Genomic DNA, 15,680 nt, shown 5'->3' with positions numbered 1-15,680 from the left:
TAAGGATCACTTGCGGGTGAAATACAGCACCAGGCGGTCGCCCGAGTACTGGATGAACTGCACCAGCACCACCAGCAGGGCGACGGTGATGACCATCACCTCGGTCTGGAAGCGCTGATAGCCGAAACGGATGGCGAGGTCGCCGAGGCCGCCGCCGCCGATCACGCCCGACATCGCAGCATAGGACATCAGCGTGATCGCGGTCACGGTCACCGCGGCGATCAGCCCCGGCAGGGCCTCGGGCAGCAGGGCGCCGAAGATGATATGGCGGGTGCGGATGCCCATCGCCTGGCAAGCCTCGATCACGCCGCGGTCGACTTCGCGCAGCACGTTCTCGACCAGGCGCGCGAAGAACGGCGCGGTGCCCACCACCAGCGGCGGGATCGCGCCCTCCACCCCGAGCGAGGTGCCGATCAGGATCACGGTGACCGGGATCATCACGATCAGCAGGATCAGGAAGGGCACCGAGCGCAGCACGTTGACGACGAAGGACAGCACCGCGTACAGCGCGCGCTGCTCGAGCAACTGGCGCTTCGCGGTGACGAACAGCAGGATGCCCAGCGGCAGGCCGAGCAGCACGGTGAAGAACAGCGACACGCCGGTCATGACCAGGGTTTCCCAGGTCGCCAGCCAGATGTCGCTCCAGTCGATGGCGGACAGATCCATCACTGCAGCACCTCGTGGTGGATGCGATAGCGGTCGAGTTCGGCGAACACCTGGCGGACGTCGTCCTCGCTGCCTTCGAGTTCCAGCAGCAACTGGCCGAAAGGCACGTCCTTGATGCTCGACACCTCGCCCTGCAGGATCGTGATCTGGACCGGGGACGCGGCCATGATGCGGCTCAGGATGGGCTGGTAGGTGACGTCGCCGAGATAGGTCAGGCGCACCAGGGTGCCGCGCAGGCGCTCGCCCATGTAGGCGTGCGCGGGGTCCAGGCTGGCGGCGGCGAGCGGGTCGCTCTGCGCCACCATGCTGCGCGTGACCGGATGCCGCGGATGCAGGAAGACGTCCACGACCCTGCCGCTCTCGACGATGCGTCCGCCGTCGATCACCGCGACGCGGTCGCAGATCGTGCGGATGACCTGCATCTCGTGCGTGATCAGCACGATCGTGAGCCCGAGCTGGCGGTTGATGTCGAGCAGCAGCTTGAGGATGGACTGCGTGGTCTCGGGATCGAGCGCGGAGGTCGCCTCGTCGCACAGCAGCAGGCGCGGCCGGTTGGCGAGCGCGCGCGCGATGCCCACGCGCTGCTTCTGCCCGCCCGAGAGCTGCGCCGGATACCTGTGGCCGTGTTCGGACAGCCCCACCAGCGCCAGCAGTTCGGCCACCCGCGCGGTGCGCGCGGCGGCGTTGCCGTGGCCGGTCGCCTTCAGCGGCCAGTCGATGTTCTGCGCCACCGTCTTGGCGTCGAGCAGGTTGAAATGCTGGAAGATCATGCCGACGCGCCGGCGCAGCGCGTAGAGCGCCTCGCGGTCGAGGCGGGTGACGTCGTCGCCGTCGATCAGCACGCGGCCGGAAGTCGGCCGCTCGAGCAGGTTCAGCGTGCGGATGAGCGTGCTCTTGCCGGCCCCGGAGCGGCCGATGATGCCGAACACTTCGCCGGAGCCGATCTCGAGGTCGATGTCGGCGAGCGCCCGGACCTCGCGGCCGTCGGCGGCACGATAGGTCTTGTGCAGGTTCTCGATGCGGATCACGGCGAAAGTGCCCGGAATCTGGGGAAAAGCCGCGGATTTTACCCGTCCGCAGGATGCCGCACCACGCTTTCGGGACGCATCCATCACCGCGGACGGAACGCTGCGCTCCGCGGTGCGCGCCGGAACCGGCGCGTGGACAGCGCCGCCCCCCGCCGGTAGGCTCGCCGCTTCCGGGCCCTCGCCCGCCGCCACGCCGAAGGACACCGCACCATGCCGCAGGACGAAAACCTCTCCCCCGCCACCCTCGCCGCCCAGGGACTGGGCAGCGCGGCGATGCCGCATCGCGACATCGTCCCCCCCATCCACGTCGCCACCACCTTCGAGCGCGACCCGGACGGCAGCCTGCCCGGCGGACGGCTCTATGCGCGCGACGCCAGCCCGGCTTTCGATCCGGCCGAGGCCCTGCTGTGCCGGCTCGAAGGCGGCGCGGCGGCGGCGCTGTTCGCCTCGGGCATGGCGGCCGCGTCGGCGGTGCTGCTGGCGCTGAAGCCCGGCGCGCGCATCGTCGCGCCGCAGGACATGTACTGGGGGCTGCGCGGCTGGATGATCGAGTTCTGCGCCAACTGGCAACTGACGCTGGACTTCCATGCCGGCGAAGGCGAACTCGCCGCCCGGCTGCAAGTCCCGGCCGACCTCGTGTGGGTCGAGACGCCCGCCAACCCCACCTGGGAGATCACCGACATCGCCCGCGCCGCCGAACTCGCCCGTGCCGCGGGCGCGCGCCTGGTGGTCGACTCCACCGTCCCCACGCCGGTGTTCACCCGGCCGCTCGCGCTGGGCGCGGACATCGTCATGCATTCGGCCACCAAGTACCTCAACGGCCATTCGGACGTCGTCGCCGGCGTGCTGGTGACGCGCGAGGCGGACGCCTTCTGGGCGCGCGTCAAGACCGCGCGGGCCGCGGGCGGAGCGGTACTCGGCCCCTTCGAAGCCTGGCTGCTGAACCGCGGCCTGCGCACGCTCTTCCCCCGCGTGCGCACGGCCGCCGCCTCGGCCGCCCGCATCGCCGGCCATTTCGAGCACCATCCGGCGGTCCTGGCCGTGCTCTACCCCGGCCTGCCCTCGCATCCCGGCCACGACGTCGCCAGGCGGCAGATGGACGGCGGCTTCGGCGCCATGCTGTCGCTGCGCGTGCGCGGCGGCGAGGCGGCGGCGCGCGAGGTCGCGGCCCGCGTGCGGCTGTTCCGCCGTGCGACCTCGCTGGGTTCGGTGGAAAGCCTGATCGAACACCGCGCCGCCGTCGAAGGGCCGGGCAGCCGCTGCCCGGCCGACCTGCTGCGCATCTCGGTCGGCATCGAACACACCGACGACCTCATCGCCGATCTGGAGCAGGCGCTGGCGGCCGCGGCGGGCTGAACCCACGCCACGCCGCGCCGCCGGATCGGCCGGGAGAGCATCCGTGCGCCCAGGCGCTTGATCGATGGGGTAAAATGTTGGTTTTCCCGAACGTTCGACGTCCCATGCAGTTCGCCGGATTCACGCTGCGCAACAATCTCATCGTCGCCCCCATGGCCGGGGTCACCGATCGCCCGTTCCGCCAGTTGTGCAAGAAGATGGGGGCGGGCCTGGCCGTGTCCGAGATGGTCACCTCGAACTCGCTGCTCTACGGCAGCGAGAAGACGCAGCGCCGGGCCAACCACGACGGCGAGGTGGAGCCGATCTCGGTGCAGATCGCCGGCGCCGATCCGGCGATGATGGCCGAGGCCGCGCGCCACAACGCCGAGCGCGGCGCGCAGATCATCGACATCAACATGGGCTGTCCGGCGAAGAAGGTGTGCAACGTGATGGCCGGCTCGGCGCTGATGCAGGACGAACCGCTGGTCGCCCGCATCCTCGAGGCGGTGGTGGAGGCGGTGCCGTCCACGCCGGTGACGCTGAAGTTCCGCACCGGCTGGAACCGCGCCAACAAGAACGCGCCGCTGATCGCGCGCATCGCCGAGGAATCCGGCATCCGCGCCATCGCCATCCATGGCCGCACCCGTGCCGACCAGTACACGGGCGAAGCCGAGTACGACACCATCGCCCACGTGAAGTCGCGCGTGAAGATCCCGGTGATCGCCAACGGCGACATCGCCACGCCGCAGAAGGCCAGACAGGTGCTCGACCATACCGGCGCCGACGGCGTCATGATCGGCCGCGCGGCGCAGGGCCGGCCGTGGATCTTCCGCGAGATCGAACACTTCCTCGCCACCGGAGAGGAACTGCCGCCGCCGCTGGTGGGCGAGATCCACCAGGTCTGCCGCGAACATCTCGACGACCTGTACGCCTTCTACGGCGAGGACAAGGGCGTGAAGATCGCCCGCAAGCACATCTCCTGGTACACCAAGGGCCTGGTCGGCTCCGCCGCCTTCCGCCACGCGATGAACCAGATCCCCGACATTCCGGCGCAGCTCGCGGCCGTCGACGAGTTCTTCGGCAAGCTGGCCGAGACCGACGCGCGCCTGCGCTACGAAGCCGAACTGCCTCAGGAGCTCGCAGCATGAGCCGCAGCAACGAGATTGCCGAATCCGTCTTCCGCACGCTGGACCAGTATTTCCGCGACCTCGATGGCGAGAAGCCGGGCGCGATCTACGACATGGTGATCCGCAACGTCGAGCGCCCGATGCTCGAATTCGTGCTGCAGCGCGCCAAGGGCAACCAGACCATGGCGGCCGAGATGCTCGGCATCAACCGCAACACCCTGCGCCGCAAGCTGACCGACTACGACCTGCTCTGAGCCGGGCCAGGCCGGCGCGAGGCGCCCGTCCGCCGGCGGCGCGCCGCATCCCGTTTTTCCCGCCATCCGATCTCCGCATCCCGACCACGATGAACGTCACCCAAGCCCTGATCAGTGTTTCCGACAAACGCGGCGTGCTCGACTTCGCACGCGAACTCGCCGGCCTCGGCATCAAGCTGCTGTCGACCGGCGGCACCGCCAGCCTGCTGCGCGAAGCGGGGCTCGAGGTCAAGGACGTGTCCGAACACACCGGCTTTCCGGAGATGCTCGATGGCCGCGTCAAGACGCTGCATCCCAAGGTGCACGGCGGCATCCTCGCGCGCCGCGACCTCGCCGAGCACATGGACACGATCGCCGCCCACGGCATCGGCCGCATCGATCTCGTGGTCGTGAACCTCTACCCCTTCCAGCAGACGGTGGCGAAGCCCGACTGCATGCTGGACGACGCGATCGAGAACATCGACATCGGCGGCCCGGCCATGGTGCGTGCGGCGGCCAAGAACCACGGCAACGAGCAGGGCGGCGTCGGCATCGTCACCGACCCCGAGGACTACGCCGCCATCGTCGCCGAGCTGAAGTCCAACGCCGGCAGGCTCGGCTACAAGACCCGCTTCGCGCTGGCGGTGAAGGCTTTCACCCATACCGCGCGCTACGATTCGGCGATCTCCAACTACCTCACCGCGCTGGTCACCAACGAAGCCGGCGACGTGTCGCTGCAGACCTACCCCGAACGCCTGCAACTGGCCTTCGACAAGGTGCAGGACCTGCGCTACGGCGAGAATCCGCACCAGAGCGCGGCCTTCTACCGTCAGCCCGGCGCCGCCGAAGGCGGCATCGCCGGCTACGCCCAGTTGCAGGGCAAGGAACTGTCGTACAACAACATCGCCGACGCCGACGCGGCGTGGGAATGCGTGAAAGCCTTCGACGGCGAGGCGGCGAACTCGGCCTGCGTCATCGTCAAGCACGCCAATCCCTGCGGCGTGGCGCTCGGCGCCAGCCCGCTGGAAGCCTACCGCAAGGCATTCTCCACCGATCCCACCTCGGCCTTCGGCGGCATCATCGCGTTCAACGGCGAAGTCGACCGCGCCGCGGCCGAGGCCGTGTCGGCGCAGTTCCTCGAGGTGCTGATCGCGCCGTCCTACACCGCCGACGCGCTCGAACTGCTCGCCGGCAAGAAGAACGTGCGCGTGCTGACCTGCCCGCTGGGCAAGCCCGCCGGCACCTTCGACTACAAGCGCGTCGGCGGCGGCCTGCTGGTGCAGGGCGCCGACGAGGCGCGCATCCGGATCGCCGACCTCAAGGTCGTCACGAAGCGCGCCCCGACCGAGGCCGAGATGCGCGACATGCTGTTCGCCTGGCGCGTGGCCAAGTACGTGAAGTCCAACGCCATCGTCTATTGCAAGGACGGCATGACCGTCGGCGTCGGCGCCGGCCAGATGAGCCGCGTCGATTCCGCCCGCATCGCCAGGATCAAGGCCGAGAACGCCGGCCTCTCCATCGCCGGCTGCGTGGTCGCGTCGGACGCCTTCTTCCCGTTCCGCGACGGGCTCGACGTGCTGGCGCAGGCCGGCGCCACCGCGGTGATCCAGCCCGGCGGCTCGATGCGCGACGCCGAGGTGATCGCCGCGGCCGACGAGCAGGACATCGCGATGGTCTTCACCGGCTTCCGCCACTTCCGCCACTGAGCCGCCCTGATCCGGAGCAACCCATGAAAGTCCTCGTCATCGGTTCCGGCGGCCGCGAACATGCGCTGGCCTGGAAGCTCGCCCAGTCGCCCAAGGTCACCCGCGTACTGGTGGCGCCGGGCAACCCGGGCACGGCGCACGAACCCAAGATCCGCAACGTCGCTGCCACCGCGGTGCCGGACCTGCTCGAACTGGCGCGCAGGGAGCAGGTCGCCTTCACCGTCGTCGGCCCCGAGGCGCCGCTCGCCGCCGGCGTGGTCGATGCCTTCCGCGCCGGCGGCCTGCCTATCTTCGGCCCGACGAAGGCCGCCGCCCAGCTCGAAAGCTCGAAGGACTTCGCCAAGCAGTTCCTGGTGCGCCACAACATCCCGACGGCGAAGTACCGCAGCTTCTCGGACGCCGCCGCGGCGCACGCCTACATCGACGCCGAAGGCGCGCCCATCGTCATCAAGGCCGACGGGCTCGCCGCCGGCAAGGGCGTCGTCGTGGCCATGACCGCCGGCGAGGCGCACGCCGCGATCGACATGATGCTGCTCGACAACAAGATGGGCGACGCCGGCGCGCGCGTCGTCATCGAGGAGTTCATGGAGGGCGAGGAGGCCAGCTTCATCGTGATGGCCGACGGCAGGCACGCGCTCGCGCTCGCCACCAGCCAGGACCACAAGCGCCTGAAGGACGGCGACGAGGGGCCCAACACCGGCGGCATGGGGGCGTACTCGCCGGCGCCGGTCGTGACGCCGGAAGTGCATGCGCGCGTGATGCGCGAGATCATCCAGCCCACCCTCGCCGGCATGACCGCCGACGGGCTGCCCTACACCGGCTTCCTCTACGCCGGCCTGATGATCGACGACGCCGGCAAGGCCAGGGTGGTCGAGTTCAACTGCCGCATGGGCGACCCGGAGACGCAGCCCATCATGATGCGCCTGAAGACCGATCTTTCCGATCTCGTCGAGGCCGCCATCGCCGGGCGCCTGGACAAGGTCGAGGCCGAATGGGACCGCCGCTTCGCGCTCGGCGTCGTGCTGGCCGCCGACGGCTATCCCGACAGCCCGCGCAAGGGCGATCCCATCGACGGCCTGCCGGCCGCCAGCCCCGAGGACGCGCACGTCTTCCACGCCGGCACCGCCGAGCAGGATGGCAGGATCGTCACCGCCGGCGGCAGGGTGCTGTGCGTGACCGCCCTCGGCGACAACGTCAGGCTGGCGCAGAAGCGCGCCTACGAGGTGGCCGACGCCATCCACTTCGACGGCCGCCAGTACCGCCGCGACATCGGCCACCGCGCCCTGGCGCGCAAGGGCTGACACCACGCCGGCCCGCCGTTCCGACGGCGCTCGCCACCCGGAACGCCGCGCGCAGAACGCGGCCGTCCTCGACCCAACGCCAAGCATCACACCCGCACCGATGGATTCCAGCGCCGTCAAGACATACCTGCTCGAGCTTCAGCAAAGCATCGTCGCCCGCCTCGCCGCCTTCGACGGCGGTGATTTCCGCACCGACTCCTGGGAACGCCCGGCGGGCGGCGGCGGGGTCACGCGGGTGATCGAGGACGGCGGCTTCTTCGAGCGCGGCGGGGTCAACTTCTCGCACGTGACGGGCAGCGGCATGCCGGCCTCGGCCACCGCGCACCGGCCCGAACTGGCTGGACGCGGCTTCGAGGCGATGGGCGTGTCGCTGGTCCTCCACCCGCGCAATCCCTATTGCCCGACGGTGCACATGAACGTGCGCTTCTTCGTCGCGACGGCCGAGGGCAGGCAGCCGGTGTGGTGGTTCGGCGGCGGCATGGACCTCACGCCGTATTACGGCTTCGAAGAGGACGTACGCCACTTCCACGCCGCCTGCAAGGCGGCGGTACTGCCTTTCGGCGGCGAAGAGGAATACCGCCGGCTGAAGGACTGGTGCGACCGCTACTTCTTCCTGAAGCATCGCAACGAAGCACGCGGCGTCGGCGGCCTGTTCTTCGACGATCTCGGCGCGGACGGCGAGGGCCTCACCGGCTTCGACCGGGCATTCGGGCTCACCCGTTCGGTGGGAGACGCCTTCCTCGGCGCCTACCTGCCGATCGCCGAGCGCCGCCGCCAGACGCCCTACGGCGAGCGCGAGCGCGACTTCCAGGCTTACCGGCGCGGGCGCTACGTGGAGTTCAATCTGGTGTACGACCGCGGCACGCTGTTCGGCCTGCAGTCGGGCGGCCGCACCGAATCCATCCTGATGTCGATGCCGCCCGTCGTGAAGTGGCGCTACGACTGGAAGCCCGAAGCCGGCTCGGACGAAGCCCGGCTGTACGACGTCTTCCTGCAGCCCCGCGACTGGGCCTGAGCTCGAACGCCGGCCCGGCGGCGGCGACGCGCGGCGGATCGTTCCGCCGGCATCGCCGCCGCAGCGGGCCTCGTCTCCTCGATCCTCAGACCGGCACGACCGCGGACGGCGTACCGCCCGCCACCATCTCGGCCGCGGCCCGGTAGCGCCGCTGCGCCTCCTCCGGGCGGCCCAGCCTTTCGAGCAGATCGGCGAGCGCGAGTTGGGCATCGACGGTCGGCGCACGGCCGAGCGAGGCCTCCAGGTAGCTTTGCGCCTTGCCCCACAGTTGCGCGCCGATGCACAGCCGCCCCAGCGCGTAAAGTAGCCCGCCGTCGTTGGGCTGGCGCTGCAGCCAGCCCTCGGCCTTGGCGAGGCAGCCGACGGCATCGCCCGCACCATCTCCGCAATGAGCGTACAGGCGCGCCAGCGCGCTGTCCCATTCCTTGTCGAGCAGGCGTTCGAGCGTGCGGCGCGCGAGCGCGCCCTGACCCACGGCCGCCAGCAGCGGCACCGCGCGCTCGACCAGGCGCCGGTCCTGCAACTCGTCGGCCGGGATGTCGTTCCAGCAGGCCGCGAGCGCCGCGGGATCTTTACGCAGTTCGCGCATGCGCTCGAGGTGAGCACGGCGCAGCAGGGGTGCGGCCTGGTCCGCCGTCAGGGCCTTGTGCTTGAGCAGTTGCCGGGTCGTGCGCAGCAGGTCTTCCCACTGGCCGAGGGCGGAAGCCACCTTCAGCGACATGCGCAACGCCGCGATATGGCGATGGCCCGCCAGACGCAGGCTCTCCAGCCGCTCGGCCGCCTCGTCGAAGCGGCGCCCCTCGATGGCCAGTTCGGCTTCCGTCATCAGGCGTGCCACGCGCCCTTCATCACCCTGCTCTGCCGCATGCCCGAGCCAGATGCGATAGCGGGTCTCGTCGTGCATCGCGTGGGCCGCCCGGGCCGCGACCAGCGCCGCCATCGCCATGCTCTCGCCCGACGAGAAGGCGGACGAGGCGAACTTCAGCGCCTGCGCGAAACGGCCCTCGAACAAGGCGCGCAACGCCTCGCGCAGCGCCTGGCCCGCCTTTTCGCGCCGCCGGCGTTCGCGCCACTGCGCCACGCGGCCGGGCAGCGCGACCGTGCGCCGGATCAGCCTGACCACGATGTAGCCGACGCCAAAGCCCACCACGAGCAGCACGGCGAGCAGGTTCAAGGACAACTGGGCGCGCCACGGCGGCAGCACCACCAGCACGTATCCCTCGTTCAGCCCGGCGGTCATCGCCAGACCCGCCGCGAGCGCGAAAATGCCTATCAGCCAGATCAATGCACGCATGGCTCGTCCTCAGCGCTGCGGCGCGGGCGCTCCGCCCGCAGGCGCCGGGCTCGGCGCAGGCGCGGTGGCAGGAGCGAGTTCGCGCCCGCGCGACTGGAGCTGGCGCAGGGCGGCGAAGCTCTCGGTCAGGGCCGGCAGTTCGGTGCTCAGCGCAACCTGCTGCAGCTCCTGCAGTTCGGCGAGCGTCGCCTGCACCCGCTCGTCGTTCAGGTCGAAGAACCGCTCCACCCACAGGCGGGCCTGGGCGAGATCGGCCACGTAGGTGCGGCCGTCGCGCGCGAGCAGCGCGAGGCGGGCGGTGAGCAGGCGAATCTTCAGGTTCTCGCGCAGGAAAGTGTTCTGCGCCGGCGACAGCAGTACCGGATCGGGCTGGTCGAGGCGCTCGATGCGCACCAGGCCGCGCACCTCGTGCCATATGTCTGCCAGCAGCGCGCGGCCGAACTCCAGCGCCCGCGCGGCGATGTCGCCCTCCCCGGCAGGGGCCGGCGCCTCTGCTTCCGGCTGCTCGCCGGCGGGCAACTGTCCCTCGAAGGCGAGCGGCATCGCGTCCGCACGCTCGAGCAGCCGCTCCAGGCGCAGGCCCAGCCCCGGGATGTCGATCGCCGGCTGCAGCCTGAGTGCCTCGATGTCATTGGCCAGGGCCCTCCGCAGCGGGGCGAGCTGTCCCCTGTCCTGCAGAGCGAGACGCTGCTCGGCGGCCTGCAGGGCGACCAGCGCGGCCTGGACGTTGCCGGCGAGCTGCAGGTGTTGCGCCGCGGCGACGACGGTCTGTTCCACCTCGGCCACAACTTCGTCCTCCCGCGTGCGCGAGAAAGCCTGGTAGAGCGCCTCGAGGGCGGCGGCCTGCCCTTCGGTCGCTTCGACCTTGGCCTCGATCGCGCCCAGCTTGCCCTGCAGCGCGGCGATCGTCTCCTGCTGCTGCCGCGCGATGCCGCGCGCCTCCGCGGCGATCGTCTCGCCGTCGCTCAGGCGGCGCGCCAGCTCTTCCCTCAGCCCGGCCGCCTGGGAGCGCGTCTCCCACGCCTGCCAGCCCGCCCAGCCGGCGGCGGCCACCGCGGCGACGGCGAACAGCATCGACCAGCCGGCAAGAGCGGAACGCCCGGCCGGTGCGTTCGACGCGGCGGGACGGCCGTCGGTGGCCGTCCCGTACGAACCCGGCGCGGCGCTGGAAGGGGTATCCGCGGGCTCGCGATCGTTGCGGGGCGGCGGAGCGGTGAGGGCGGGCTTTTCTTCGTTCATGGCGGAAGTTTAACCAAAGTGGCTCAGAAGCGCCCGCAGCATGCCGCCGTCACCGGCGCCGGTCTCGATCACGGCATGGAAGCCCGCGTCTCGCGCACGCGCGGCGATGCGCGGATGCGGGGCGAAGACGGGCACGGCGTTCAGCACCGCCATGCCCTCGGCGCCGACCATGGCGACGAGGTTGTCCACCCCTTCGCTGCTGGTGAGCAGCAGCGCATCGAGGCGTCCCGAGCGCGCACGCGCGAGCAGCGGCGCCGGATCGAGGTCGGGGCGGAAGCGCCGGTAGACGGTCGCGAACTCCACCGCGGCGCCGCGCTCGCGCAGCGTGTCGGCAAGCAGGTCGCGCCCGCCGTCGCCGCGGAAGATCACCACCCGGCGCCCCGCCACGGCATCGGCCGCGAACTCCGGCAGCGCGATCACTGCTTCGCTGTCGAAGCCGTCCTGCGGCGCGATCACCTCTCGGAAGCCGTAGCGGGCCAGTTCGCATTCGCTGCCCTTGCCCACCGTCGCCACGCGCAGGCGGGCCGGCCACGCGCGGCGCGGCAGCAGGCTGTCGAGCGCATGGCGCACGGCATTGGGGCTGACGAAGAAGGCAAGGTCGAAATCGTCCAGCCGGTCGGCGATGGATCGCAGGCCGCTGTCGTCCGGCGCCGGGCCGATGGCGAGCACCGGAAACGGAAAGGCTTCGCCGCCCGCCTCGCGGATCGCCTGGCAGAGGCTCTCCGCCTGCTCCTGCGGCCGCGTCACCACGATGCAGCGCCCGGCGAGCCCCTTCTTCTCTCCGCCGGGCCCGCGAGGCTGCGTCGCCTGGGTCATGGGCCGGGCGCGGCGCACTCAGCCGAGTTCGGCGAGGATCGCGTCCGCGCCCTGCTCGCGCAGGTCCTCGGCCAGCGCGGCGCCCAGCGCCTCGGCGTCGGCCGGCGCGCCTTCGCGCTCGGCACGCACGATGCGGCTGCCGTCCGGGCGCGCGACGAAGCCGCGCAGCCACAGCCTGCCGCCGCGCATCTGCGCGTAGGCGCCGAGCGGCACCTCGCAACTGCCGGCAAGCGCGCGCGCCACCGCGCGCTCTGCGCGCACGCATGCGGCGGTGTCGTCGTCGTCGAGCGGCTGCAGCCAGCCGATCAGATCCTCGCGTCCCGCCAGGCATTCGATGCCGAGCGCCCCCTGCCCGGCCGCCGGCAGCGAAACCTCCGACGGCAGCACGCTGCGGATGCGTCCCTCGAGGCCGAGCCGCGTCAGCCCCGCCGCGGCGAGGATGATGGCGTCGTACTGCCCTTCGTCGAGCTTGCGCAGCCGGGTGTCGAGGTTGCCGCGCAGGCTGGTGACGCCGAGGAAGGGATACTGCGCATGCAACTGCGATTCGCGCCGCAGCGACGACGTGCCGACCACCGCGCCCGGCGGCATGTCGGCAAGCGATTCGTAGCGGTTGGAGACGAAGGCGTCGAGCGGCACTTCGCGCGCAGAGATGCAGGCGAGCGCGAATTCCTCGCCCATCTGCATCGGCACGTCCTTCATCGAGTGCACCGCGACGTCGGCCCGGCCGTCGAGCAGCGCGGTCTCGAGTTCCTTGACGAACAGCCCCTTGCCGCCGACCTTGGCGAGCGGCCGGTCGAGGATCTGGTCGCCGCGCGTCGTCATGCCCAGGAGTTCGACGCGGCAGCCGGGGTACAAGGACTCCAGCCTCGCCTTGACGTGCTCGGCCTGCCACAGGGCAAGGCGGCTTTCACGGGTGGCGATGACGATGCGCTCGGGGGTCGCTGGGCTCACGGTGGATCACTCGGACGATGGACTGGGACGGGCGGGCTTGCGCGGAGGATCGCCGCACTGCAGCATGAGGGTTCGCACCAATGGTACGCTTTCGGGCGCGGATTCTAGCATGCGGGGCTCATCCCCCCGCCGCCAGGGCTGCTCCACGCGCCGCCGCGAACCGCCGGGCGGCGCCACACGATCATTCTTCCCGATGCCGACACCCACGCCCATGACCCAGGACAAGGACGCGCCCCTGCGCGAAGACATCCGCCTGCTCGGCCGCCTTCTCGGCGACACCGTGCGCGACCAGCAAGGCGCCGCCGTTTTCGACCTGATCGAGCGCATCCGCCAGAATTCGGTGCGCTTTCGCCGCGACGACGACATCGCCGCGCGGCGCGAGCTGGACGACATGCTCGACGCCCTGTCGCGCGAGCAGACGATCCAGGTCGTCCGCGCCTTCAGCTACTTCTCGCACCTGGCGAACATCGCCGAGGACCAGCACCACATCCGCCGCAGCCGTGCGCACCTGATCGCCGGCTCCGCGCCGCGCGAAGGCAGCCTCGCCCATGCGCTGCAGCGTGCATTCGACAGCGGGTCGGCGAACGCGGTCAGCCTGCAGGCATTCTTCGAGACCGCGCTGGTGTCGCCGGTGCTGACCGCCCACCCGACCGAGGTGCAGCGCAAGAGCATCCTCAACTGCGAGACGGTGCTTGCCCGCCTGCTCGACGAGCGCGACCGCGTGCAGCTCACGCCCGAGGAATCCGAAGCCAACCTCGAGGCGCTGCGCCGCGCGGTGCTGACGCTGTGGCAGACGCGCATGCTGCGCTCCGCGCGGCTGTCGGTGATCGACGAGGTCAACAACGGGTTGTCGTATTTCGAGACCACCTTCCTGCGCGAGTTGCCGCGCCTCTACGCAAGCCTCGAAGACCACCTCGCGGGCGCCGCCGGCGCCGGCGCCATGCCGGCCGAACTGCCCGCCTTCCTGCAGGTCGGCAGCTGGATCGGCGGCGACCGCGACGGCAACCCCTACGTCACCGCCGAGGTGCTGGAATGCGCGCTCGCCATGCAGGCGGAAGTCGCGCTCAACTACTACCTCGACGAACTGCACTTCCTGGGCTCGCAGTTGTCGCTCGCGCTCGGCCTCGTCAGCGCCTCCGACGCGCTGCTGGCGCTGGCCGAACGCTCGCCGGACCAGTCGCCCCACCGCAGCGACGAGCCCTACCGGCGCGCGATTTCGGGCATCTATGCCCGCCTTGCGGCGACCTACCAGGCACTGCTGGGCCACGCCCCGGTACGCCACGCCATCGCCGAGGCCGAACCGTATCCGGGGGCCGGGGCGCTGAGCGAGGATCTGGACATCCTGCACCGCTCCCTGGTGGCCAACGGTTCGGCCGCGCTGGCCCGCGGCCGCCTGCGCCACCTGCGGCGCGCGGTGAAGGTGTTCGGCTTCCATCTGGCACCGGTCGACCTGCGCCAGAACTCCGACGTGCATGAACGCGTCGTCGCCGAACTGCTGGAAGTCGCCCGCCCCGGCACCGGCTATCGCGAACGGGACGAGGCCGGCCGCTGCGCGCTGCTGCTCGACGAACTCGCCACCGCACGCCCGCTCGCCTCGCCGCACGTCAAATACTCCGACGAGACCGAATCCGAACTCGCCATCTTCCACGCCGCCCGCCGCGCCCACCTGCGCTACGGCACGGCGGCCATCCGCCAGTGCATCATCTCCAAGACCGACGACGTCTCCGACCTGCTCGAACTCGCGGTGCTGCTGAAGGAGGCCGGCCTGCTGCGCCCGGTCGACAAGGCGCTGGACGTCAACCTCGTGCCGCTGTTCGAGACCATCGGCGACCTCGAGAACGCCGCCGGCGTGATGGACCGCCTGTTCTCGCTGCCGGGCTACCGCGAACTGCTCGCCAGCGCGTGCGACGACGCCCAGGAAGTGATGCTCGGCTACTCTGACAGCAACAAGGACGGCGGCTTCATGACCTCCGGCTGGGCGCTGTACAAGGCCGAGGGCGAACTGGTCGACGTCTTCGCCCGCCACGGCGTGCGCCTGCGGCTGTTCCACGGCCGCGGCGGCTCGGTGGGCCGCGGCGGCGGGCCGAGCTACCAGGCCATCCTGGCGCAGCCCGAAGGCGCGGTGCAGGGTCAGATCCGCCTCACCGAGCAGGGCGAGGTGATCGGCGCCAAGTACGGCAACCCGGAAGTCGGCCGCCGCAACCTGGAGGTGCTGGTCGCCGCCACGCTGGAAACCAGCCTGCGGCCGGCCGGCACCGGTCCCACGCCGCAAGCCTTCCTCGACGCGATGCAGACGCTGTCGGACGAAGCCTTCGCCGCCTACCGCGGCCTGGTCTACGAGACGCCGGGCTTCGAGCAGTACTTCTGGGAATCGACGGTGATCTCCGAGATCGCCGGCCTGAACATCGGCTCGCGCCCGGCGTCGCGCAAGAAGGGCACGCGCATCGAGGATCTGCGCGCGATCCCGTGGGTGTTCTCGTGGGCGCAGTGCCGGCTGATGCTGCCGGGCTGGTTCGGCTTCGGCCGCGCGGTGAAGCGCTTCCTCGCCGCGCGGCCGGACGACGGCCTGGCGCTACTGCAGCGCATGCACCGCGAGTGGTCGTTCTTCGCCACGCTGCTGTCGAACATGGACATGGTGCTCGCCAAGAGCGACCTTGCGATCGCCTCGCGCTACGCCGAACTGGTGAAGGACGTCGCCCTGCGCGAAAGCATCTTCGGCCGCATCCGCGGCGAGTGGCACGATACGGTGGAGGTGCTGCTGGCCATCACCGGCCAGCAGGAACTGCTCGACGACAACCCCCTGCTCAAGCGTTCGATCCGCAACCGCTTCCCCTATCTCGACCCGCTCAACCACGTGCAGGTCGAACTGCTGCGCCGCCACCGCGAGCAGGGCGAGGACGAACGCATCCGGCTCGGCATCCACATCTCCATCAACGGCATCGCCGCCGGGCTGCGCAACAGCGGCTGAG

Annotated in this window: 13 protein-coding genes; 7 read left to right on the top strand and 6 right to left on the bottom strand. The window is 70.7% G+C overall.

The window, feature by feature from the left end:
- Window positions 1-6 precede the first annotated feature (6 nt).
- The gene (locus CCZ27_RS02820; protein ID WP_096445299.1) at window positions 7-666 is read right to left on the bottom strand and encodes a methionine ABC transporter permease; all 660 of its coding nucleotides are present in this window, start codon (window positions 664-666) and stop codon (window positions 7-9) included.
- Window positions 666-1,694 carry a methionine ABC transporter ATP-binding protein gene (locus CCZ27_RS02815; protein ID WP_096445297.1) on the bottom strand — a complete coding sequence of 343 codons (1,029 nt, stop codon included), beginning with the start codon at window positions 1,692-1,694 and terminating at the stop codon, window positions 666-668. The genes CCZ27_RS02820 and CCZ27_RS02815 overlap by 1 nt, the downstream gene beginning before the upstream one ends.
- 210 nt (window positions 1,695-1,904) lie before the next feature.
- Here CCZ27_RS02815 and CCZ27_RS02810 point away from each other — a divergent pair, with 210 nt between their 5' ends.
- The 6 genes from CCZ27_RS02810 (at window position 1,905) to hemF (ending at window position 8,411) form a co-directional block, all read left to right on the top strand.
- Window positions 1,905-3,050: a trans-sulfuration enzyme family protein gene (locus CCZ27_RS02810; protein WP_096445295.1), complete on the top strand. Its 1,146-nt coding sequence runs from the start codon at window positions 1,905-1,907 to the stop codon at window positions 3,048-3,050.
- 104 nt (window positions 3,051-3,154) lie between these two features.
- Complete coding sequence (dusB, locus tag CCZ27_RS02805; protein ID WP_096445293.1) at window positions 3,155-4,177, top strand: tRNA dihydrouridine synthase DusB; 1,023 nt, start codon at window positions 3,155-3,157, stop codon at window positions 4,175-4,177.
- The gene (locus CCZ27_RS02800; RefSeq protein WP_096445291.1) at window positions 4,174-4,410 is read left to right on the top strand and encodes a helix-turn-helix domain-containing protein; all 237 of its coding nucleotides are present in this window, start codon (window positions 4,174-4,176) and stop codon (window positions 4,408-4,410) included. Before dusB ends, CCZ27_RS02800 begins: the two co-directional genes overlap by 4 nt.
- An 89-nt stretch (window positions 4,411-4,499) precedes the next feature.
- On the top strand, window positions 4,500-6,095 hold the full coding sequence (gene purH, locus CCZ27_RS02795) for a bifunctional phosphoribosylaminoimidazolecarboxamide formyltransferase/IMP cyclohydrolase (RefSeq protein WP_096445289.1): 1,596 nt from the start codon (window positions 4,500-4,502) through the stop codon (window positions 6,093-6,095).
- Between the two features lie 23 nt (window positions 6,096-6,118).
- Entirely contained in the window at window positions 6,119-7,396 is a 1,278-nt protein-coding gene (gene purD / locus CCZ27_RS02790) for a phosphoribosylamine--glycine ligase (RefSeq protein WP_096445287.1), read from the top strand.
- A gap of 100 nt (window positions 7,397-7,496) precedes the next feature.
- Window positions 7,497-8,411: an oxygen-dependent coproporphyrinogen oxidase gene (gene hemF, locus CCZ27_RS02785; protein WP_096445285.1), complete on the top strand. Its 915-nt coding sequence runs from the start codon at window positions 7,497-7,499 to the stop codon at window positions 8,409-8,411.
- 85 nt (window positions 8,412-8,496) lie between these two features.
- Here the strand turns inward: hemF and CCZ27_RS02780 are convergent, their stop codons facing one another.
- Genes CCZ27_RS02780 through hemC form a run of 4 tightly spaced genes read right to left on the bottom strand, consistent with a single transcriptional unit; the run spans window position 8,497 to window position 12,711 of the window.
- The gene (locus CCZ27_RS02780; RefSeq protein ID WP_096445283.1) at window positions 8,497-9,705 is read right to left on the bottom strand and encodes a heme biosynthesis HemY N-terminal domain-containing protein; all 1,209 of its coding nucleotides are present in this window, start codon (window positions 9,703-9,705) and stop codon (window positions 8,497-8,499) included.
- 9 nt (window positions 9,706-9,714) lie between these two features.
- Complete coding sequence (locus CCZ27_RS02775) at window positions 9,715-10,944, bottom strand: uroporphyrinogen-III C-methyltransferase (RefSeq protein WP_096445281.1); 1,230 nt, start codon at window positions 10,942-10,944, stop codon at window positions 9,715-9,717.
- Window positions 10,945-10,953: 9 nt separating this feature from the next.
- Window positions 10,954-11,760 (bottom strand): uroporphyrinogen-III synthase, encoded by an 807-nt coding sequence (locus CCZ27_RS02770; RefSeq protein WP_096452097.1) that lies wholly within the window; start codon window positions 11,758-11,760, stop codon window positions 10,954-10,956.
- A gap of 18 nt (window positions 11,761-11,778) precedes the next feature.
- Complete coding sequence (gene hemC, locus CCZ27_RS02765) at window positions 11,779-12,711, bottom strand: hydroxymethylbilane synthase (RefSeq protein ID WP_096445279.1); 933 nt, start codon at window positions 12,709-12,711, stop codon at window positions 11,779-11,781.
- Window positions 12,712-12,922: 211 nt separating this feature from the next.
- Between hemC and ppc the strand changes: the two genes are divergently transcribed.
- Window positions 12,923-15,679 (top strand): phosphoenolpyruvate carboxylase, encoded by a 2,757-nt coding sequence (gene ppc, locus CCZ27_RS02760; RefSeq protein ID WP_096445277.1) that lies wholly within the window; start codon window positions 12,923-12,925, stop codon window positions 15,677-15,679.
- The last annotated feature ends 1 nt before the right edge of the window (window position 15,680 follow it).

Origin of the sequence: Thauera sp. K11 (assembly GCF_002354895.1) — a bacterium.
Classification (GTDB): domain Bacteria; phylum Pseudomonadota; class Gammaproteobacteria; order Burkholderiales; family Rhodocyclaceae; genus Thauera; species Thauera sinica.
Note: the sequence above shows the minus strand (reverse complement) of the source record. Positions and strands in the feature narration are given on the sequence as shown.

Bases quoted from the DNA above. Each gene is read 5' to 3' on its own strand.
- hemF (WP_096445285.1), top strand. From the start codon at position 7,497: ATGGATTCCAGCGCCGTCAAGACATACCTGCTCGAGCTTCAGCAAAGC.
- dusB (WP_096445293.1), top strand. From the start codon at position 3,155: ATGCAGTTCGCCGGATTCACGCTGCGCAACAATCTCATCGTCGCCCCC.
- CCZ27_RS02810 (WP_096445295.1), top strand. From the start codon at position 1,905: ATGCCGCAGGACGAAAACCTCTCCCCCGCCACCCTCGCCGCCCAGGGA.
- ppc (WP_096445277.1), top strand. From the start codon at position 12,923: ATGACCCAGGACAAGGACGCGCCCCTGCGCGAAGACATCCGCCTGCTC.
- purH (WP_096445289.1), top strand. From the start codon at position 4,500: ATGAACGTCACCCAAGCCCTGATCAGTGTTTCCGACAAACGCGGCGTG.
- CCZ27_RS02820 (WP_096445299.1), bottom strand. From the start codon at position 666: ATGGATCTGTCCGCCATCGACTGGAGCGACATCTGGCTGGCGACCTGG.
- CCZ27_RS02780 (WP_096445283.1), bottom strand. From the start codon at position 9,705: ATGCGTGCATTGATCTGGCTGATAGGCATTTTCGCGCTCGCGGCGGGT.
- CCZ27_RS02775 (WP_096445281.1), bottom strand. From the start codon at position 10,944: ATGAACGAAGAAAAGCCCGCCCTCACCGCTCCGCCGCCCCGCAACGAT.
- purD (WP_096445287.1), top strand. From the start codon at position 6,119: ATGAAAGTCCTCGTCATCGGTTCCGGCGGCCGCGAACATGCGCTGGCC.
- CCZ27_RS02770 (WP_096452097.1), bottom strand. From the start codon at position 11,760: ATGACCCAGGCGACGCAGCCTCGCGGGCCCGGCGGAGAGAAGAAGGGG.
- CCZ27_RS02800 (WP_096445291.1), top strand. From the start codon at position 4,174: ATGAGCCGCAGCAACGAGATTGCCGAATCCGTCTTCCGCACGCTGGAC.